11 protein-coding genes are annotated in these 19566 nt (G+C 64.6%); 10 read left to right on the forward strand and 1 reads right to left on the reverse strand.

From position 1 onward, the window contains the following. The first annotated feature begins 12 nt into the window (after nucleotides 1-12). The gene (gene rpoC, locus ACQUSY_RS01535; RefSeq protein ID WP_428902766.1) at nucleotides 13-3882 is read left to right on the forward strand and encodes a DNA-directed RNA polymerase subunit beta'; all 3870 of its coding nucleotides are present in this window, start codon (nucleotides 13-15) and stop codon (nucleotides 3880-3882) included. 150 nt (nucleotides 3883-4032) lie between these two features. Here rpoC and ACQUSY_RS01540 read toward each other — a convergent pair whose 3' ends face one another. Continuing rightward, entirely contained in the window at nucleotides 4033-4662 is a 630-nt protein-coding gene (locus ACQUSY_RS01540) for a flavin reductase family protein (protein WP_428902767.1), read from the reverse strand. 62 nt (nucleotides 4663-4724) lie between these two features. On the opposite strand from ACQUSY_RS01540, the gene ACQUSY_RS01545 reads away from it, so the two are divergent. From ACQUSY_RS01545 to ACQUSY_RS01585, 9 genes are all read left to right on the forward strand, one after another. Then, nucleotides 4725-4889, forward strand: coding sequence for a hypothetical protein (locus ACQUSY_RS01545; RefSeq protein ID WP_428902768.1), 165 nt, complete (start codon nucleotides 4725-4727; stop codon nucleotides 4887-4889). 111 nt (nucleotides 4890-5000) lie between these two features. After that, nucleotides 5001-6104 carry a glycosyltransferase family protein gene (locus tag ACQUSY_RS01550; protein ID WP_428902769.1) on the forward strand — a complete coding sequence of 368 codons (1104 nt, stop codon included), beginning with the start codon at nucleotides 5001-5003 and terminating at the stop codon, nucleotides 6102-6104. A gap of 2 nt (nucleotides 6105-6106) precedes the next feature. Continuing rightward, entirely contained in the window at nucleotides 6107-6580 is a 474-nt protein-coding gene (locus ACQUSY_RS01555; protein WP_428902770.1) for a DUF6121 family protein, read from the forward strand. Between the two features lie 35 nt (nucleotides 6581-6615). After that, nucleotides 6616-7275, forward strand: coding sequence for a spermidine/putrescine ABC transporter substrate-binding protein (locus ACQUSY_RS01560; protein WP_428902771.1), 660 nt, complete (start codon nucleotides 6616-6618; stop codon nucleotides 7273-7275). 127 nt (nucleotides 7276-7402) lie between these two features. Beyond that, a complete protein-coding gene (locus ACQUSY_RS01565) occupies nucleotides 7403-8512 on the forward strand; it encodes a serine/threonine-protein kinase (protein ID WP_428902772.1) in 1110 nt (369 codons plus the stop codon). Between the two features lies 1 nt (nucleotide 8513). After that, nucleotides 8514-14807: an Ig-like domain-containing protein gene (locus ACQUSY_RS01570; protein WP_428902773.1), complete on the forward strand. Its 6294-nt coding sequence runs from the start codon at nucleotides 8514-8516 to the stop codon at nucleotides 14805-14807. Nucleotides 14808-14839: 32 nt separating this feature from the next. Continuing rightward, complete coding sequence (locus tag ACQUSY_RS01575) at nucleotides 14840-15805, forward strand: AAA family ATPase (RefSeq protein WP_428902774.1); 966 nt, start codon at nucleotides 14840-14842, stop codon at nucleotides 15803-15805. A gap of 83 nt (nucleotides 15806-15888) precedes the next feature. Then, nucleotides 15889-17154, forward strand: coding sequence for a DUF58 domain-containing protein (locus tag ACQUSY_RS01580; RefSeq protein WP_428902775.1), 1266 nt, complete (start codon nucleotides 15889-15891; stop codon nucleotides 17152-17154). Continuing rightward, on the forward strand, nucleotides 17151-19562 hold the full coding sequence (locus ACQUSY_RS01585; protein WP_428902776.1) for a transglutaminase domain-containing protein: 2412 nt from the start codon (nucleotides 17151-17153) through the stop codon (nucleotides 19560-19562). The genes ACQUSY_RS01580 and ACQUSY_RS01585 overlap by 4 nt, the downstream gene beginning before the upstream one ends. Nucleotides 19563-19566: the final 4 nt, after the last annotated feature.

Consider the following 19566-nt stretch of genomic DNA (forward strand, 5'->3'; position numbering starts at 1 on the left):
ACAGGAGAAGACGTGCTCGACGCACCTACTTTTGAAGAGCTTCGCATTGCACTGGCGACCGCTGACGACATCCGTAAGTGGTCGTTCGGTGAGGTCAAGAAGCCCGAAACGATTAACTACCGCACCCTGAAGCCCGAGAAGGACGGTCTGTTCGGTGAGCAGATCTTCGGCCCCTCGCGCGACTGGGAGTGCGCATGTGGCAAGTACAAGCGTGTCCGCTTCAAGGGCATCGTTTGTGAGCGCTGTGGCGTGGAGGTGACCAAGAGCGCCGTTCGTCGCGAGCGCATGGGTCACATCGAGCTGGCAGCTCCCGTTACCCACATCTGGTACTTCAAGGGCGTTCCTTCGCGCTTGGGCTACCTGCTCGACATGGCTCCGAAGGACCTCGAAAAGGTCATCTACTTCGCGGCATACATGGTCATCTCGGTTGACGAGGATGCTCGTCACCGCGACATGGCAACCCACGAGGGTGGCATCCGTCTCGAAATGAAGACGATCGCCGACCGCCGTGACGCGACGGTCAACGACCGTCTCGCGAAGCTGGAAGAGGAGCTCGCTGCTCTCGAGGCTGAAGGTGCCAAGGCTGACGCCAAGAAGAAGGTCAAGGACGCAGCCGAGAAGGAAATGGCTCTCGTTCGCAAGCGTGCGGACGAGCAGGTCAACCGTCTCGAGCGCGTTTGGGATGAGTTCCGTACCCTCGAGGTCGGTCAGCTCAAGCCCGAAGATGACGTCTTCCAGGAGCTGCAGGACCGCTTCGGTCAGTACTTCGAGGCCTACATGGGCGCGGAGTCGATCCAGAAGCGCCTGGAGGCATTCGATCTGCAGGCTGAGGCTGAGAGCCTTCACCTGCAGATCTCCGAGGGCAAGGGTCAGCGCAAGATCCGTGCGATCAAGCGCCTGAAGGTTGTCAACTCGTTCCTGATGACCGGCATGTCGCCTGCCGCCATGGTTCTTGACGTGGTTCCGGTTATTCCGCCGGAGCTTCGCCCGATGGTTCAGCTTGACGGTGGTCGCTTCGCAACGAGTGACCTCAACGACCTGTACCGCCGCGTGATCAACCGCAACAACCGCCTCCGTCGCTTGATCGACCTCGGTGCCCCCGAGATCATCGTCAACAATGAGAAGCGCATGCTGCAGGAGGCTGTCGACGCACTGTTCGACAACGGCCGCCGTGGTCGCCCGGTGACGGGTACCGGTAACCGTGCCCTCAAGTCCCTGAGCGACATGCTCAAGGGTAAGCAGGGTCGTTTCCGTCAGAACCTGCTCGGTAAGCGTGTTGACTACTCGGGCCGTTCGGTCATCATCGTTGGTCCGCAGCTGCAGCTGCACCAGTGTGGTCTGCCCAAGCAGATGGCTCTGGAGCTGTTCAAGCCGTTCGTGATCAAGCGTCTGATCGACCTGAACCACGCTCAGAACATCAAGGCAGCGAAGCGCGCCGTTGAGCGCACCCGCCCCGAGGTGTGGGACGTTCTGGAAGAGATCATTCGTGAGCGCCCGGTTCTGTTGAACCGTGCACCTACGCTGCACCGTCTCGGTATCCAGGCGTTCGAGCCGCAGCTCGTTGAGGGTAAGGCTATTCAGCTGCACCCGCTCGTCTGTGCAGCCTTCAACGCTGACTTCGACGGTGACCAGATGGCTGTTCACCTGCCGCTGTCGGTTGAGGCGCAGGCTGAGGCACGCGTGCTGATGCTCGCATCGAACAACATCCTGAAGCCGTCTGACGGCCGCCCCGTGACCCTGCCTTCGCAGGACATGATCATTGGTCTCCACCACCTGACCACGGTCAAGGCTGGCGCAACCGGTGAAGGCCGCGCGTTCGGTTCGGTTGCCGAGGCGATCCTGGCTAAGGACGAGGGCACCCTCGACCTGCAGGCTAAGGTCCGCATCCGCATCCCGGGCATGACGTTCCTTGAGGGTGAAGCACCCGAGCGCTACGAAGAGCACGGACTGATCGACGCATCGCTCGGTCAGATCATGTTCAACGACACGCTCCCCAAGGGCTACCCGTTCGTTCGCGAGCAGGCAGACAAGGGCAAGCTGAGCCAGATCGTCAACAAGCTCGCCGAGGAATACCCCAAGGTTGAGGTTGCTGCATCGCTCGACCGCATCAAGGACGCCGGTTTCTACTGGGCCACCCGTTCGGGTGTCACGGTTGCACTGAGCGACGTTCTTACGCCCCCGCGTAAGAAGGAGATTGTTGCGGAGTACGAGAAGAAGGCCGCGAAGATCACCGGCCAGTTCGAAAAGGGTCTGCTGACCGACGATGAGCGTAAGAAGGAGCTCATCGAGAACTGGACCAAGGCAACCGACGAAGTTCAGGCCGCTATGCGCGAGAACTTCCCGGAAGACAACACCATCAACCGCATGGTGTCGTCGGGTGCTCGTGGTAACTGGCTGCAGATTCGTAACATCGCCGGTATGCGTGGTCTGGTGAACAACCCGAAGGGTGAGATTATCCCTCGCCCGATCATCTCGTCCTACCGCGAGGGTCTGTCGGTTGCTGAGTACTTCATTGCAACCCACGGTGCTCGTAAGGGTCTGGCTGACACCGCTCTGCGTACCGCAGACTCGGGTTACCTGACGCGTCGTCTCGTCGACGTTTCGCAGGATGTCATCATTCGTGAAGACGACTGTGGCACCTCGAAGGGTCTCGAGTTCGTCATCGCTAAGGCTGACCACACCGGAACGCTCGTGCGCGACGAGAACGTCGAAAACTCGGTGTTCGCTCGTACCCTGTCGGCTCCGGTCGTCACCGCAGAAGGCAACACCATCGCTGAAGCAGGCGACGACGTGGGCGACGTGCTCATCGACCGTCTCGTTGAGGCTGGCGTTGAGACCATCAAGGTGCGCTCGGTTCTGACGTGTGACTCCGCTGTTGGTGTGTGTGCACAGTGCTACGGCCGTTCGCTCGCAACGGGCAAGATCGTTGACATCGGTGAGGCCGTCGGCATCATCGCTGCTCAGTCGATTGGTGAGCCCGGTACCCAGCTGACGATGCGTACCTTCCACACCGGTGGTTCCGCATCTGCTGATGACATCACGCAGGGTCTTCCCCGTGTGCAGGAGCTCTTCGAAGCTCGTACCCCGAAGGGTGCATCGCCGATTGCTGAGGCAGACGGTCGCATCACGATCGAGGAGACCGAGAAGCAGAAGAAGGTCATCCTGACGCCTGACAACGGTGACGAGCCGGTTGTTTACCCGGTGCTGAAGCGTGCAACGCTTCTCGTCGAAGACGGCCAGCACATTGCTGTCGGTCAGCCGCTGCAGCTCGGCACGCTTGACCCCAAGGAGGTCATGCGTGTGCAGGGTGCACGTGCCGCACAGAAGTACCTCGTTGGTGGCGTGCAGGGCGTTTACCGCTCGCAGGGTGTGCCGATTCACGACAAGCACATCGAGGTCATCGTGCGTCAGATGATGCGCAAGGTCACGGTTGTTGACCACGGTGACACCGATCTGCTGCCTGGTGAGCTCGTTGACGCACGTCGTTACCGCGACCTCAACCGTGCGGCCGTCGGTGAGGGCAAGCGCCCCGCATCGGGCCGTCCGGAGCTGATGGGTATCACGAAGGCGTCGCTTGCGACCGAGTCGTGGCTGTCGGCTGCATCGTTCCAGGAGACGACCCGCGTTCTGACGCAGGCCGCCATGGAGGGCAAGAGCGACCCGCTCGTTGGCCTCAAGGAGAACGTCATCATCGGTAAGCTCATCCCGGCTGGTACGGGTCTGTCGAAGTACCGCAACATCATTGTTGAGGCGACGGAAGAGGCTAAGAGCGAGCGCTACCCGAACCGGATCTTCGCATCCGACGGCGCGTACAGCGAAGCTGACCTGAGCTACACGGAGTTCGACGGTTTCTCGACCGACGGATTCACGACGTACAACTAAGCTGCAAAGCTGGGGCCCTCACCTTCGGGTGGGGGCCCTTCGTCGTTCCCGGGATTTCGTGGGCTGCAAGGGGTGCGAAACCACGGGGCGGCGGCGCAACGAAAAGCCGGAACCACGCATGCGCGGTTCCGGCAGTTACATAGTGGGGAGTTACATGCCGGGGCGGCGGAGGTCGAAGCGGGTGTCGGCGGCGAGGCCGTAGTAGGCGGAGGGGCCGCCGGCACGCATGACGGGGTTCGCGGCGGTGATGTCGTACACACCATCGCGCACGGTGTTGCGGGCGACGTGCACGCGCACGGCCTGGCCGATCACGAACCAGCTCTCCGCACTCGCACCATTACGGTCAACGAGCGCAACAATCTGCGTCACAACGCACTCGATCGACACCGGGCTTGCGGCGACGCGTCCCGGCTTCACGACCTCACTCGGCAGCGACTCCACACCGGCCAGCGCAAACTCATCGACAGACGGCGCGACGACAGCCGACGTCTCATTCATGACCTCGGCGAGGTCGCGGGGCACGAGGTTCCAGGTGAATTCGCCCGTAGCTTCAGCGTTAGCCAGCGAGTCTGACCGCCCGTTCGACGAGAATCCCAACAGTGTGGGAGACGCCGCGAGCATCGTGAAGAAGCTGAACGGCGCGAGGTTGCGGGTGCCGTCAGCGGCGACGGTCGACATCCAACCGATCGGACGCGGTGCCACAAACGACTTGATCGGGTCGTGGGCCAGCGGGTGTCCGGCGGCAGGGTCGTACGAGTAAAAATCAGAGGCTTCGGGCACGGCTCCGGCGTAGCCGCGAGTGTTGCACGCAATCTGAGAGCAAGAGGCGTAGCGTGTGGGCCATGGCACGAGTATCCGGACGCAACCCCATCGCCGCATGGGTCGTCGGCGTGCTGTGTGCGGCCATCGTTGTCGCGATCGTGGTGGTTTCGGCTCCTCTTTGGGGCGACCTGGGCATCATGGTCAGCGATTGGTGGGAGTCGAACGCGCCGTTCCAGGGTGAGTGACAACCCGAGAATCTGCCCTTTTTCCGCGTGTTGTCGCGGCATGCCTCCGCGCTAGCCGTGAAACGCGGGGCTAATCTGGGCACGCACATCCATGCGCGCAAGGAGATTCTCATGAGCGACAGCAAGACCCCTGAGCCGGAGTTCGGCGAACCGGTTGCAGAGCCCACCACTGAGGCCAACGTCGTCGACCGCGCCAACGAAGCGCTGGCCGACGCCCAGGCTGCCCGCGACGAGGTCGCGTCTGCACAAGACGCCGCTGAGCCCGCACCTGAAGCCGATGTGCCCGCCGCAGACGCCGCAGACAGCGCCGCCGACAACAACGCCGACGCGAAGACCTACAACAACGCCGACGCGAAGACCACTGACCCCGACGACGGCCTCGACTGGGCCGCTCTCGATGACGTGATGGCCGCTGAAGCTCAGGCCACCGGAACCACAGACTCCGCTGCCGAGGCCGCACCAGCTGACAAGGCTGACGACTCCGACATCGCCGCCGAAACTGCTGCCGCCGCAGCGGCTAAGCCCGCGTGGTACGACAGCCCCGAGGTCGCGGAGTCCACCGCGAACCTGCCGGCCGAAGTGCAGGGCGTTACCGAGGTTCCGCTCACGCCGCCGGCCGTTGCAGACGACCCCGTGCTCATGGGCACTGCCCCGGCGCAGCCGATTTTCGTGCAGGCTCCCGAGCCGCCGCTGATTCGCGGCAACCGTGGCGCTGCCGGTCTCATCGGACTGCTCGTCGCGATCGTATTCGCGGTCATTTACCTCGCCGCGCGCCTGCTGTTCAGCGGCATCAACGTGGTCGACACGACGGCGCTGCTCGACGAAACCATCGCCCAGATTTCGAGCTTCGGCTTCTGGGTTCCGGTCGTCGTGTTCTACCTCACCTTCTGGTTGCTCGGCGCCTTCATTAACCGTGGCCGCTGGGCGTACTGGGTGATCTTCGGCCTGTTCGTTGGTCTTGCGGCCTACGCCGGTCACGTCCTGGGTGCCGTCATTGACGCGCACCCGTGGCAGATCAGCTGGAACCAGGCTCTCGGCATCATGGCCGACGAACTCGTCGCGCCGTCAGCCATCGTCGCTCTCGTCATTGGCCGCGAACTGCCGGTCTGGTTCGGCGGTTGGATCGCGAAGCGCGGCCGCAAGGTCACCGCGTTGAACAACGAAGCGCAAGAAGAGTACGAGCGCACGCTCGAGGCGGGCCCGCAGCTCGACTAGTCATGACAACAAACGACGGCTCCCCGCACCCGCCGAGCTTCATGCTCGCGGCGCTGGGAGCCGTCGTTTTTGTTTCCCTCATCATCACAGGCGACGCCATCACCAGTGTGATGACCGCGACCAATGTGATCGAGGTTCCGAACGCCAGCCCGCTGATCCCGATCGTGGCGATCGGTGCCGCAACGGTCGTGTGGGGCCTTATCGTGATTCGTGGCATCCGCCGGCGGGGGAGCTTCGGAACCGCGACAATCGCGGGGCTGTTGGCAAGCCTCGCGTACTTGGCAGGCCTGTTCTTCTCGAGCCTGGGCTCCGGGATCGCGGCGGCCGCCGTCGTAACGCACAACATGGTGAACGGCTACACCCTCGTCGTGCTGATCGCTGGGGTTGTCACGGCGGCGGCAACCCTCGCGCTCAGCCGGGCATCCGGCGAGACCCCGCAGTGGCCGTGGGAACAGCATTCGGACGACGACGAATAACGCCAAATTCGCGCATTGGGGCTTACGGTGTGAACGTGGAGCGATCGCTCGAGACTCAGGTGAGTCAGGCCGTTGAGGCCTGGCTGGCGTGGTTGCCACGATGGCAACCCGCGACCCACCGTGGCCGCGTCGCGCCCTGCCGCCGGTGCTTCGGTTCGCCCGTGCTCGCCGCCGCCGGTCTCGGCGCGGATGTTCCGCACGCCGTCCAGCACGGCCTTTCGACCCGCATGAAGACGATCGTCGACAAAGCCGTCTCCACCTACACCGAGCGCAACCTTCCGATGCTGCAGGCCGAGCTTGACCACCAGGCCGCCCGCAACCGCGCCCGCCGCTACCGCCCGAGCGACGACCTCGACCCCGAGTTCGATGGGCTGCCGCTCGACCCGGAGCCGGAACCCGGTGCCCCCTTTCTCTTTACGATCGCCGGGCTTGCCGACGAAGCCGACCAAGAGGTTCCGGCCCTCCCACCGTTGTCGGCTGAAGCTAAACAGGCGCTTCGCCAAGAGGTTGGTCTTGCCGACGACTACGCCAATATGATCGGCCGCGAAATCTGTGGGCTGCTCTATAAACACCGGTTGCGATTGCGTAACGCCATCGTCGAATATGTCGAACCGCAGATCGAGGCGATGCTCGCAGAACTCTCGCTAACACTGGATGCGCCCTTCGACCCTGGAGACGGAAATACACTGACCTAACTGCGAATTGTCAGAGATTTCTCGTCTTCCGGCGTGTCTTCGGACTGTTACGATTGCTGACGTTCGTGTGTTTTGAAGACGCACTGAACGGCGCTGACCGGAGGGGAGACTGTTGGCCAAGCGAGTTGTGTCTACTCCGCCGGTTCTGGCGGGGCTGACTTTTGTGCGCCCACTGGGCTCAGGCGGGTTTGCTGACGTCTTCCTCTACGAGCAGGCCATGCCGCGTCGCGAAGTCGCCGTCAAGGTGTTGCCGAGCAACGTCGCCGACGCTGAGCTGGTGCGCATGTTTAACGCTGAAGCCGACGTGCTCGCCCGGCTCTCCGCGCACCCATCGATCGTCACCGTGTACCAGGCCGGCATTTCTGCTGATGGCCGCGCGTACATCGTGATGGAGAACTGCCCCGGCGCCCTCTCGCCGCGCTACCGCACCGAGAAAATTCCAGTTGCCGAGGCGCTGTCGATCGGCGTGAAGATGGCGTCGGCCATCGAGACCGCGCACCGCGCTGGCCTCGTGCACCGCGACATTAAGCCCGGCAACATTCTCACGACCGCGTTCGGCGCCCCGGTGCTTGCCGACTTCGGTATTTCGTCGTCGCTCGCTCGGGCAACGCCCGACGGCATGATGGCGATGAGTGTGCCGTGGACGGCTCCCGAAGTCATTGCCGAGCAGACGAGCGGCGACATCCTCTCCGAAGTGTGGAGCCTCGGCGCCACCGTGTATTCGCTGCTCGCCGGGCACAGCCCGTTCGAAAAGGCCGAGCAGGGTCAGAACACACGTGAGCAGCTGCGCAAGCGCATTCTCAAGGCGTCGTACGTTCCGATCACCCGTGGCGATGTTCCGCCTGCCCTCCAGCAGGTGCTCGAAGCCGCGATGCGGCGCAACCCGCGCGACCGCTATGCGACGGCCCTCGCCTTCGCCGAAGCCCTGCGCCAGGTGGAGAGCTCGATCGGCCTGTCACCGACGCCGCTCGAGGTCGCCGACGACGTGTGGGCTGCGCCTCCGGTCGACTTCGCCAACGACAGCGCGCGCGATCACGTGCGGGTTCAGGTCGCTACCCCCGTCACCCGCAAGGTGCGTCAGAGCACCGGTATGCGGGGCCATCAACGTTCAGAAGACAGCGAGTTCGTGCCGCTTCGCAAGAAGACGTCGCACGTTGTGCTGTGGATTACCGTGGGTGCCGTCGCGCTCATGGCCGCCGGAATCACCGCCGGCATTGTGATTGCAGGCTTGTTCTAACATGAAGCGCAGTACAGTCATCGGCTCCGTCTCGGCTATCGCTGCGGCGGGAGTCATCGCCGGTATCAGCATTGTCTGGCCGGGCCTTGACGCTCAAGACGCCCCGCCCGCCGAGACGGCTGTGTGGGCGTTGCAGACCGGTGACGGCCACCGCTACGCTCGCGTCAATACGGCCGTCGGTGAGCTCGACACGGTGCGCCGCGTGACAAACCCCTCCTCGATTGCGCAGACCGCTGGTTCCGCCTTCGTCTTCGCCGACGGCAAGGTCGCGCGCATCAACGAAGCGATGCCCACCAACCTCGATGACGAAGCGCTCGCCGAGGCCGGCATCATGCCGGCGGGCACACAAGATGTCGCCACGTCGGGCGCATGGGTCGCGTACCGCACCGACGCCGGCGAAGTGTTGGCCGGCGTGCTGTCCAGCGGGCTCGTCGAAGAGGTCTCGCCGTACGTTGGCCAGGAAGAGCCGACACCGGAACCATCGGCTAGTTCTGAAGGCGAAGACGGCGAAGAAGATAGCGGCCCGGAGTACAAGGCCGACGCGATCGCGCTGAACGAAGACGGTCTCGTGTTCTCGTACTCGCGTATTGATGGCGCGGTGCTGACGTTTGACGCGCGCTCGCGTGAAGTGATCTCGATCGATTCGGTCGAAGACGCGGGCGAGACGCCGCTTCTGACTGCGGTGGGTTCTGCCTGGTTCTTGTACAACCCGGAGACCGATGAGGTGTTGCGTTCTGGCGGCGACACCCTCACCGTAGACACGCTCGGTGACGCTGTGCTGTCGCGCTCGATGACGTCGGGTGATGAAGCCTTCATCGCCGATCGGGGTGGTCTCATTAGCCTGCCCATCGACGAGGGCGACGCCGAACGTCTCGTCGGCGGTGCTGACCGCGATCTCGGTGTGCCCGCGCGCCCGGTCGCGCGCGACGGCGTCGTTTACGCCGCCTGGCTGGGCCTCGACTCGGGAACACTGTGGCGCTCCGGCGAGGGAGAATCGTCGCTCGACTACAACGGCGTGACGCTTGATGAGCAGCGTCGCCCAGCGTTCCTCTCCAGCGCCAACGCCATGATTCTTAACGAGACCCGCAAGGGTTGGGTGTGGACGATGCCTGACGGCGCGCTCGTACCCTCCAGCCAAGACTGGTCACTCGGCGCCGATGACGCCGACAACACCGTGCAGAGCGACGAGCAGGCCACGGTCGTCGTCGACCCGAAGCCGCCCGTCGCCGTCAATGACTCGTTTGGCGTGCGCGCGTCGTCGCTCACGGCGTTGCCGGTCATTCTCAATGACCACGATCCCAACGAAGACGTGCTCAGCGTTGACCCGGCGAGCATCGTGCAGCCCGACCCTGAGTTCGGCACAGTCGCACTGACCGACGATGGCGGCCGCCTCGTTGTGAAGACCACGCCGAACGCGTCGGGCTCTGCCACGTTTAGCTACCGCCTCACCGACGGCACGTCGACCGAGGGGCTCTACTCCAACGTCGCGACGGTGACCCTCACGATCGCGAGCGACGAAGCGAACGAAGCCCCCGAGTTCTGTGGCGTCGACCGCTGCCTTGCGACGTGGCCCGCACCCGAAGTCTCTCCGGGTGGCACGGTCTCGACCGCCGTGCTGAACGGCTGGGTCGACCCCGAAGGTGACCCCCTGCTGCTCTTGGCGGTAAACAATCTCTCTGGTGTTGGTTCCGCCGCCACCACGCCCACCGGCGAAGTGGTATACCAGCACCACGACTCGTCGTCGGGGGAGACCACCGATGTTGACCTTGAGGTCATCGTTTCTGACACCCGCGGCGCGACGACGTCGAAGGTCCTCACGGTGCGCGTCGCGCCTGCCCCCGAACTCGTGGCCGAGTCGTTTACAACGCTTGACGCCTTTGGCTACGACATTTCGGTCGATGTCGCGCGCCACGTGACCGGCACCGTCGGCAAGCTGGCCCTCACTGACGTGCGCGTGATGGACAGCGAAAAGGCGACCGTCAGCAACTCCACGACCGGCACGAGCTTTGATTTCACGGCGCAAGAGCCCGGCACGTACCGCGTTTCGTACACCGTGACCGATGGCCTGAGCACGGCGAGCGCCACGGCGCGCATCACGATGCTCGCGGCCGATGCTCCCGCTCAGCTCGCGACCGCGCCCGTCGTGGCATTCGTGCGCCCGCAGGAAGACACTACGGTCAACGTGTTCGACGCCGTCTCGAACCCGACGCGTCGCGTGCTCCTGCTGAACGACGTGGTCGGCACGGCCGCCCCCGGCGCTCGCCTGCAGGTCGACACGGTTGCGCAGCAGTACTTGCGAGTCTCCGGAACCACGGCGTCGGGTGAAGCAGGAATGCTCGGCAAGGTGACGTACGCGGTTGGCGACGGTACCGAAGACATAGGCGCGAACATTCTGGGTGAGGCGACGGTCTTCCTGTTGCCGCCCGCACAGGATGTAGCGCCAATCGCGGTTGATGACGCGGTTGTCGTGCGCGCCGGAGCCCAAATCGATATTCCGGTGATGCAGAACGATGTTGCTGCCGCCGGCGCGGGCATTACGCTCGACCCGAGCCGCGTCACCTCATCGACCGAGAAGGCGCTCGCGTTCGGCTCGTCGTCGCATATTCGTTACCTCGCTCCGAAAGACCCGGGCACGTACGGCATCACGTACACGGTCTACACGACCGGGTCGCCGTCGCTTGCTGACACCGCAACGGTCACGGTCACGGTGCTGAGCGAAGACCTCAACCGTGCACCGCGCCCGAAGATGCTCGAGGGGCGTGTGCTCGCCGGCTCGACCGTCACAATTCCGTTCGACGGGTTTGGCGTTGACCCCGACGGCGACAATGTGATGCTCGAAAAGATCACGTCGCAGCCCGCGGCCGGCACGGCATCGATTACGGCCGATGGCACCGGCATCACCTACACGAGCGCGCTCGGCAAGCCTGGTCAGTACTCGTTTACGTACAGGGTTGTCGATGCCGCTGGTGAATCCAGCTCGGGTATCGCCCGCGTGGGTGTGCTGAACGATCGCGCCAACCCGAGCCCCATCACCTACACCGACTACGTGCAGGTGCAGGTGGGCGAGAGCTCGAAGGCTTTCGTCACGCCGCTCGGCAACGACTTTGACCCCACCGGCGGCGTCATGACCGTCACGAGCGTGGTTCCGAACCTCGCAGAGACCCTCGACGACGGCTCGCCGAACCCCGAGTACACGCGGTGGAACTGGCAAATCGTCAGCAACAAAGACAACGTGCTGGAGATCGCGGCGGGCGCCAACCCCGGCACCATGTCGTTCATCTACAGCGTCGAGAGCGCATCCGGCAACACCGGGCGCGGTCTCATCGTGATCAAGGTCGTGCGCGAACAGGTGCCGTCGTACCCGGTCGTGGCTGACACTGTGCTCACCGCCGAAACGCGCGACAAGTTCAGCGCCGGCGTTGACGTGCTCACTGGTCGTGTGAACTGGGGTGGCGGCGACACCGCGGGCCTCACCGTTGACCTGTGGGGTAAGTCCTCGGGCGTCTCGATCTCGGGCCGCGAAATCAAGGGCGAGCTGCCGGAGAAGATGCGGGTCATCCCGTTTGCCGTGACCGGAACCACGAGCGAAGGTGCCGAGGTCACGACCTACGCCTTCTTGCGCGTGCCGGGCAAGAAAGACACCCCGCTGTCGTTGCGTGCGAGCGCCGTCGCGCAGGTCGTCGAAGAAAAGGCCACCGTTTCGTTCAACATGGTCGACCTCGTCGGCATGCCGCGTGACGCGACCCTCCAGGTCGACAACGCCGTCGCTGCCAGCGGCGCGCGTGCCGAAGGAACGTGTCAGTCGACGGGCGGAACCACGGTGCAGTATTCCGCCGGAAAGGGTGCGCCGTTTACCGACTCCTGCACCGTTCCGGTGCGGTTGAAGGGCGACGACGACTGGACCTTCCTGTCGGTGCCGATCATCGTGACGCCGCTCGCTCCCGTGCCGGAGCTACGCCCCGGCGCGATGACGGTCAGCCCCGGCGAGACCGCGACGTTTGACCTCACCTCGATGACGGTGTGGCAAGGCGAAAACGACAACGCCAACACCGTGTGGGCGATTGACGGCACGTCCGCTGACTTCGAAATCAAGCAGTCGGGTTCGGCTGTCACCGTCACAGCGACCGACACATCGGTACCCGGCCGCGAGTCGGCGATTCTCGTGTTGATCACGAGCCACGAATCGGTCGCACCTGCCCGCCTGGTGCTGCGCGTCGGCCCGGCACCGGAGACCGCGCCGCGTGGTGGCACGACCTCGATGCAGTGCTCGCAGGCCGAAGGCAACTCGTGCACCGTGTCGGTCATCGGTGCGCCCGGTGAAGTGAACCCGCTGCCCGGCACCCCGCTGACGCTCCAGAGCGTGACGTCGACGGCATCGTGCACGGGCGTGACGTTCAGTGTGGCATCGTCGACCTCCGTCACCGCGACATGGACGGGCGATGCGCCCGGCGCCACGTGCCGCACGAGCTTCACTCTGCAGGATGCCCAGGGCCGCCTCACCACCGGCGAGCGCAATGGCTCCGTTACCCTCGATCTGCAGGGCTACCCGCTCGCACCGGCCGCCATTAAGCAGACCGGCTACGACGAAGGCATCGTGCAGTTGCAGGTTGACCCGGGCGGCGCACGCTCGGCATACCCCGCTATTTCTGGCTTCACGGTGACGTGGGGCGGCAAAGTTGTCGCGACGTGTTCGGCCGACGGCGTATGCCCGCCGATCGCGGCGCCGAACGGCGAATCCCGCGTCTACGAAGCCGTCTCGGTCAACGCTGTCGGAACCTCGAAGTCGTCGGTCTCGACGACCGGTTGGGCCTACGACCCGCCGGCAAAGCCGGAGTCCTTCACGGCCACCGCTATTCCGACGCAGGGCCAGGGGCACATGGTGCGCCTCGACTTCACGGGCGTTGACCCGGAGACCGGCCACATCGAGGTGTCGAGCCCGAAGGGTGACACCGTTTCAATCCCGGTTTCGGGCGGCGGCACCGTTTCGCTCGGTAGCTACCGGGTGGGCACGAACGAACCATCGCAGATCACGGCCAAGCCGTTCTCGAAGTTCCCGATTCCGTCGGGCCTCGTGGGCTCCACGTCGGGTGCAGAAATCACGACGAACGGCAACGGTATCGGCTCGCCCGTCAATCCGCAGATCAGCGCGACCAGCACCGCAACCGAGAATGACACCGCGACGATCAACGTCACCGCGGCCGCGCAGCCCAACGGCTCGCCGTCGAAGATTTGGTACGGCGTGACGGCGTCGAACGAGCGGTGTGTGCCGACGCAGCAGAGCGGTCAGTTTGAACTGACCGGCCTGCAGGGTGGCGCCGAATACACCGTCATGATGTGTGCCGAAGCGCGCGTCGGCGAGAAGGTCTTTGGTTCTGCCACCGCGTCGACGACGCTCGTGACTAAGCAGTCCACCGCACCGCCCATCGGGTACGAGTTTGTCGTGGACCCGGCGGGTGCGATTCAGTCGGACGACCGTTCTGCGCTGTGGACGATTAAGGACGCCCCGACGTCGACCGCGCCGGTGCCCAATCGCAACGACGTTGTCATTTCGGGTCTACCGAGCAGCATCATCGGTAGTGACCCGAACATTACGGTGTTCTACCAGCACGAATCCACGGGTGCCCGCACCGACTCGGCGACGGCCGTTGCGGCGGCTGGTTCGGCACCGTACCAGGTGCAGGCCAATTGGGGTGTGACCGCGTGCGTCGGTGACGCCACATTCGGGTTCGACTACAGCTCGACCGACAACAAGGCGACGACTACCGTCACGAACCTCACGTACTACAACGACCGCGGCCACAAGATCCGCGACGTACCGCCGGACAACGTGGTGCCCGCGCGGGCCGAATCGGTCAAGGTTGAGTACACGACCACGTGGGACGTGTGGGGTCTGCAGAGCGTTTCAGGCAGCTTCACTGAAGACTGCGAGCCCGCTCCCGAGCCCGAACCGACCCCGGAGCCGACGCCGACGCAGGAGCCGACGCCGGAGCCTTCGCAGGAGCCGGAACCCACGCAGGAGCCCGAGCCTTCGCAAGAGCCGGAGCCTTCGCAAGAGCCGGAGCCTTCGACCGGCGCTGTCGCCCCGAGCCTGTCGCGCCAGGCCGCGCCGATCGCTGAGATGCCCGCCACCGTCGATGCGCCGAGCGGACCGACGGAACCAGTGCTCTCGACGAGCGCGCCTCCCGCAGATTCTGTAGCGCGTGCTCCGGATTCAGCACCTGGTTCCGGAGTCGACAGCAACGCTCTGCCAAGCGCGTCACCACCAGACGAGTCGCCGCCCGAACCGCGAATCTGACCCCCTTTGGATTTCCCACAGCAAGGACACACATGACCATCTCGCAAGAGCAGGCCACCTGGTTCGCCCAGTCGTTTGCACAGCTCGGCGACAACGTCGAGCACGCTGTGCTCGGCAAGCGCCCCGTCATTGACCTCGTGCTCGTCGCGATGCTGAGTGAGGGCCACGTTCTTCTCGAAGACGTGCCCGGAACCGGTAAGACGTCGCTCGCACGTGCGCTGGCGCAGTCGGTGCAGGGCACGAACACGCGTATTCAGTTCACGCCCGACCTGCTGCCCGGTGACATCACGGGTATCACGGTGTATGACCAGAAGGTCGGCGAGTTCGAGTTTCACGCGGGCCCGATCTTCGCGAACGTTGTGCTTGCCGATGAGATCAACCGTGCGAGCCCGAAGACGCAGTCGGCACTGCTCGAGGTTATGGAGGAGGGCAACGTCACGGTCGACGGTATCTCTCGTGCCGTGGGGGTGCCGTTCCTCGTGATCGCCACGCAGAACCCCGTCGAGCAGGCCGGTACGTACCGTCTGCCCGAGGCGCAGCTGGACCGCTTCCTGATGAAGACATCGCTCGGCTACCCCGACCACGCGTCGACGCTCCGCATTCTCGGCGGCGGCGCCACGTCGACGAAGCAGATCACGCCGGTCGTCACGCCGCAGACGCTCGTGTCGATGACCGACCTGGCGAAAGACGTCTACGTTGACGCCCTCGTGCTCGACTACATTGCCCGCGTTGTTGACGCGACGCGTTCGGCCGACCAGGTGCGCCTGGGTGTGTCGATTCGTGGCGCTCTCGCGCTGACGCGGGCAACGCGTGCGCGTGCCGCGTCGCAGGGGCGCACGTACGCGACGCCCGATGACGTCAAGGCTCTCGTCATTCCGACGCTCGCGCACCGCCTGATTCTGCAGGCGGAGGCCGAGTTTGACGGTGTGACGGCAGAAGCCGTGCTCGGTCAGGTGTTGCTGGAGGTGCCGCCGCCCACGCAGCGCGAAACCGTATGACCAATGAACTGAGCGGGTCACACTCACACTCCCGCACCGCCACGCACACTCGCACCAAGGTCCGCCAAACGCAGCGGAGCCCCATGGTGCGGTTTGTGCTGGGCATGACCCGGTTCGGGCAGCGCGTCAGCGAGCTCTACACGAAGGTTCGTGACGAGATCAGCCGGTCGGTCACGACCGCGGGTTGGCTCGTGCTGGCCGTTGCCATCGGTGGCACGGCGCTCGGCTGGATCTTCGGCTGGGTGGAGTGGCTCATCGCCGGCATCATCGGCGTCGTGCTGCTGCTATTGAGTGTGCCGTTCTTGTTCGGTGCCCGCGCGTACGACGTGGCCCTTGAGCTGGAGCACGACCGCGTGATCGCCGGTGGCAGTGTTCCGGGCCGGTTGACCGTGCGCAACCAGAGCTCGCGCATGGCGCTGCCCGGCAAGCTCGACCTGCCCGTTGGTGATGGTCTGCTCGAGCTCGAAGTTCCGCTGCTGCGGGCCGAGCACCACATGGTGCACGAGGTCGACATTCCGACCCCGAAGCGCGGCATCATCACGGTGGGCCCGGCGACCGCCGTGCGTACCGACCCGATCGGCCTGCTGCGTCGCGAGCACGAGTGGGAAGACCGCCACGAAGTGTATGTGCACCCACGCGTTGTGTCGGTGCCGTCGACGAGTGCGGGCCTCGTGCGTGACCTCGAGGGCAACCCGACCACGCGCCTGGTTGATGCGGATATGTCGTTCCACGCGATCCGCGAATACATGCCCGGTGACTCGCGCCGCCAAGTGCACTGGAAGTCGACCGCGAAGACCGGCAAGCTCATGGTGCGCCAGTTCGAAGAGTCGCGCCGCTCACGCATGGCTGTTGCCGTGTCGGTCGCGAAGAGCGACTACGCGACCGAAGAAGAGTACGAAATCGCGATTTCGCTCGCGGCGTCGCTCGGTGTTCAGGCGCTACGCGATGGCCGCGACCTTGACGTCGTCGCCGGAGCCGAGATTCCCCGCGTCGTACGCGGACGCCTTCGCGCGATTCGCCAGCTCGGCGCCTTTACGCCGCGCGGCCTGCTTGACGAGTTCTGCGCCGTCGACAGCCTCGACAACACGATGTCGCTCGAAGACGTGTGCGCGCTACAGGCCGAAGCCAACACCGGTCTGTCGGTCGCGTTTGTGATTTGTGGTTCGCAGACCGGCCTCGAGCGCTTGCGCCGTGCGGCCCTCGCCTATGACCCCGCGACCGCGGTTATCGGTGTCGTCTGCGATGAAACCGCGCACCCCCGCGTGCGCCCGATCAGCGGCCTCACCATCATGACGGTAGGCCTGCGCGAAGACATGCCGCAACTGCTCTCCCGAGGAATGAAGTCGTGACGAAGCAGATTGTGGGCTCCCTTTACGTCGCCGCGATGGTGGCCCTGGCCGGACTTGCCGCGTGGCCGATTTACGGCAGCGTGTGGTTCATTCTCGCGATCGCCGTGAGCGCCGCGGTCGGCGCTGGAATTGCGGTGCTGGCCCTGCTGGTGAAGTGGAACGGCTGGCTCATCACGCTGCTGCTCGTGGCCGCGAGCTACATGGTTGCGGTTGCGATGGGCGTGCCGGAGCACTGGAGCGGCGGAACCATCGTGCCCGATGGTCTGCGCGAAGCCGCGTTGGGCTTCGTCACCGGTTTCAAGGATCTGGCCACCTCGCCACTGCCCGTCGGCACGTATCGCAACCTGTTGGTTCCGGCGATCGCTGTCTTCGTCTTTGGCACGTTCGTCGCCGTGCGCTTCGCGTTCGTCACCGGCCGCCGCGCGGGCTACACCGTCGTCGCCGTCGGTGCGATGCTCGCATTTGGTCTGTTGTTTGGCCGTACGTCGGTGTCGTCGCCGCTGCACCTGGGGCCCATTACGATCAACGCGCCGATCGAGACCGCCATCGGTATTCTCGGCGTGCTCGGTGGCATGTGGTGGTTGGCGTGGCGGGCGCGCGATGAGCGTCGCCAGGCGATCGCTCGTGCCGCCGCCGCAACCGGTATTCGCGGCGCCCAGCAGAGCACGGGCGCGTACTTGCGTCGCACGGGTCTTGCCGCCGCGATGGTCGTCGTGGCCGTTGGTGCGGGCGCTGCCCTGACGCCGCTCGTGACGAATTCGCACACGCGTGACGTTATTCGTTCGACCGTCGGCCCGGAGGTGGCGATCGCCCAGGCGCAGACGCCGCTCACCGGCTACCGCACGAACTTCACGAACGAGAACGTGTCGTCGGTGTTGTTTAGCTACACCTCGACCGGCACGGTGCCGAGCCGCATTCGCCTCGCGACGCTCGGTGCGTACGACGGGGAGTCGTACCGCGTCGACATTGACGCCGCGAATTTGTACCAGCGGGTGCCGTCGCGGCTGGATGTGAGCGGAACCACGTCGACGGTGCGCTTTGAGATTAGTGCGTTGCGCGGCATCTGGTTGCCGACGTTCGGCACCCTCGAGAGCGTCGACTTTCAGGGTGCGAACGGCCCCGACATGGCCGATGGTTTCTACTACAACGAGAAGTCCGGCACGGGTGTCGTGACCGGTGGCGTTGATGAGGGCAATTCATACGTCGTGACGGCGGCTGAGCCGCGGGCGACCGACCTCGTTGAGGCGAAGTCGCCGGGGGCGAACCCGCATACGGCCGCTCCCGAAAGTCTCATCACGTGGCTCGATCAGCAGGCGGTGCCGTCGACGGGCGCTGGCCTTGCCGAGGCTATTGACCGGTTGCGTTCGCGCGGTTATTTGAGCCACGCGCTGTTGTTGCCGGAGGGTGACACCGCACAGTGGATGTCGCTGCTGCCCGACTACGCCGGGTTCCAGTCGAGCGCCGCCGGACACTCGCTTGCCCGCATCGATGCAATGTTCACGCAGTTGTTGGAACACGAATCACAAGTGCAGGGCATTACGAACGCGTCGCTCGTCGCCGCCATTGGTGATGACGAACAGTTCTCGGTGGCGACGGCGCTGATCGCCGAACAGTTGGGCTTCCCGTCACGGGTTGTGGTGGGTGTGCGTACGTCGAGTGACACGTTGCCCGCGTGCGACGGCGACTGCGTTGCGTCTGACCTTGCGGTGTGGACCGAAGTGCAGGACGCCTCGGGCACGTGGATTGCGGTTGATGTCACGCCGCAGTTCACCGAGCCGATCGATGTCGAGTCGCGCACGCAGCGCGACCCGGAAAACATCACCGATGTGCTGCCCGATGAGGTCACCGAGGTTGCACCTCCGGACCCGGACCAGCACGAGTCTGATGACTCCGCCCCGCAGCAGGAAGAAACCGTTGACACCGCTGTCGTTACGTCAGTGATGCGCGGGATCGGTATCGGTGTGCTCGGTCTGATTTTCTTGCTGGCACCGTTCTTGACGGTGTTGCTTGCGAAGCTCGCGCGCCGCAAGGAACGTGCCACGGCCGCCGACGGCGCCGAACGCATTACCGGCGGGTGGGACGAATACGTCGATGCCGCCGTCGACGCGGGTTTGGTGTCGCCGACAATCCACACACGTCAAGAGCTCGCTGAAGAGTATGCGACCCCGGCCGGTGTCTTGCTCGCCGCTCAGGCCGACCACGCGCAGTTCTCGAACGCGGTGATCAGCGAAATGGAATCTGACGAGTTCTGGGAGATTGTTGCGGCCGAGCGTCGTGCCATCACGCAGCGTCTCGGATGGTGGCGTCGCGTTCGTGCGGCTCTATCGTTGAAGTCATTCGTCCGCCAACTCGGTAAAACTGCTGAAAGGGGGAAGCGCCCGACCCGTCGAGCGCGAAGCACCTCATGATCCC

The organism is Microbacterium daqui (assembly GCF_050408675.1).
Classification (GTDB): Bacteria; Actinomycetota; Actinomycetes; order Actinomycetales; family Microbacteriaceae; genus Microbacterium.

Bases quoted from the DNA above. Each gene is read 5' to 3' on its own strand.
- ACQUSY_RS01570 (WP_428902773.1), top strand. From the start codon at position 8,514: ATGAAGCGCAGTACAGTCATCGGCTCCGTCTCGGCTATCGCTGCGGCG.
- ACQUSY_RS01550 (WP_428902769.1), top strand. From the start codon at position 5,001: ATGAGCGACAGCAAGACCCCTGAGCCGGAGTTCGGCGAACCGGTTGCA.
- ACQUSY_RS01555 (WP_428902770.1), top strand. From the start codon at position 6,107: ATGACAACAAACGACGGCTCCCCGCACCCGCCGAGCTTCATGCTCGCG.
- ACQUSY_RS01545 (WP_428902768.1), top strand. From the start codon at position 4,725: ATGGCACGAGTATCCGGACGCAACCCCATCGCCGCATGGGTCGTCGGC.
- ACQUSY_RS01580 (WP_428902775.1), top strand. From the start codon at position 15,889: ATGGTGCGGTTTGTGCTGGGCATGACCCGGTTCGGGCAGCGCGTCAGC.
- ACQUSY_RS01575 (WP_428902774.1), top strand. From the start codon at position 14,840: ATGACCATCTCGCAAGAGCAGGCCACCTGGTTCGCCCAGTCGTTTGCA.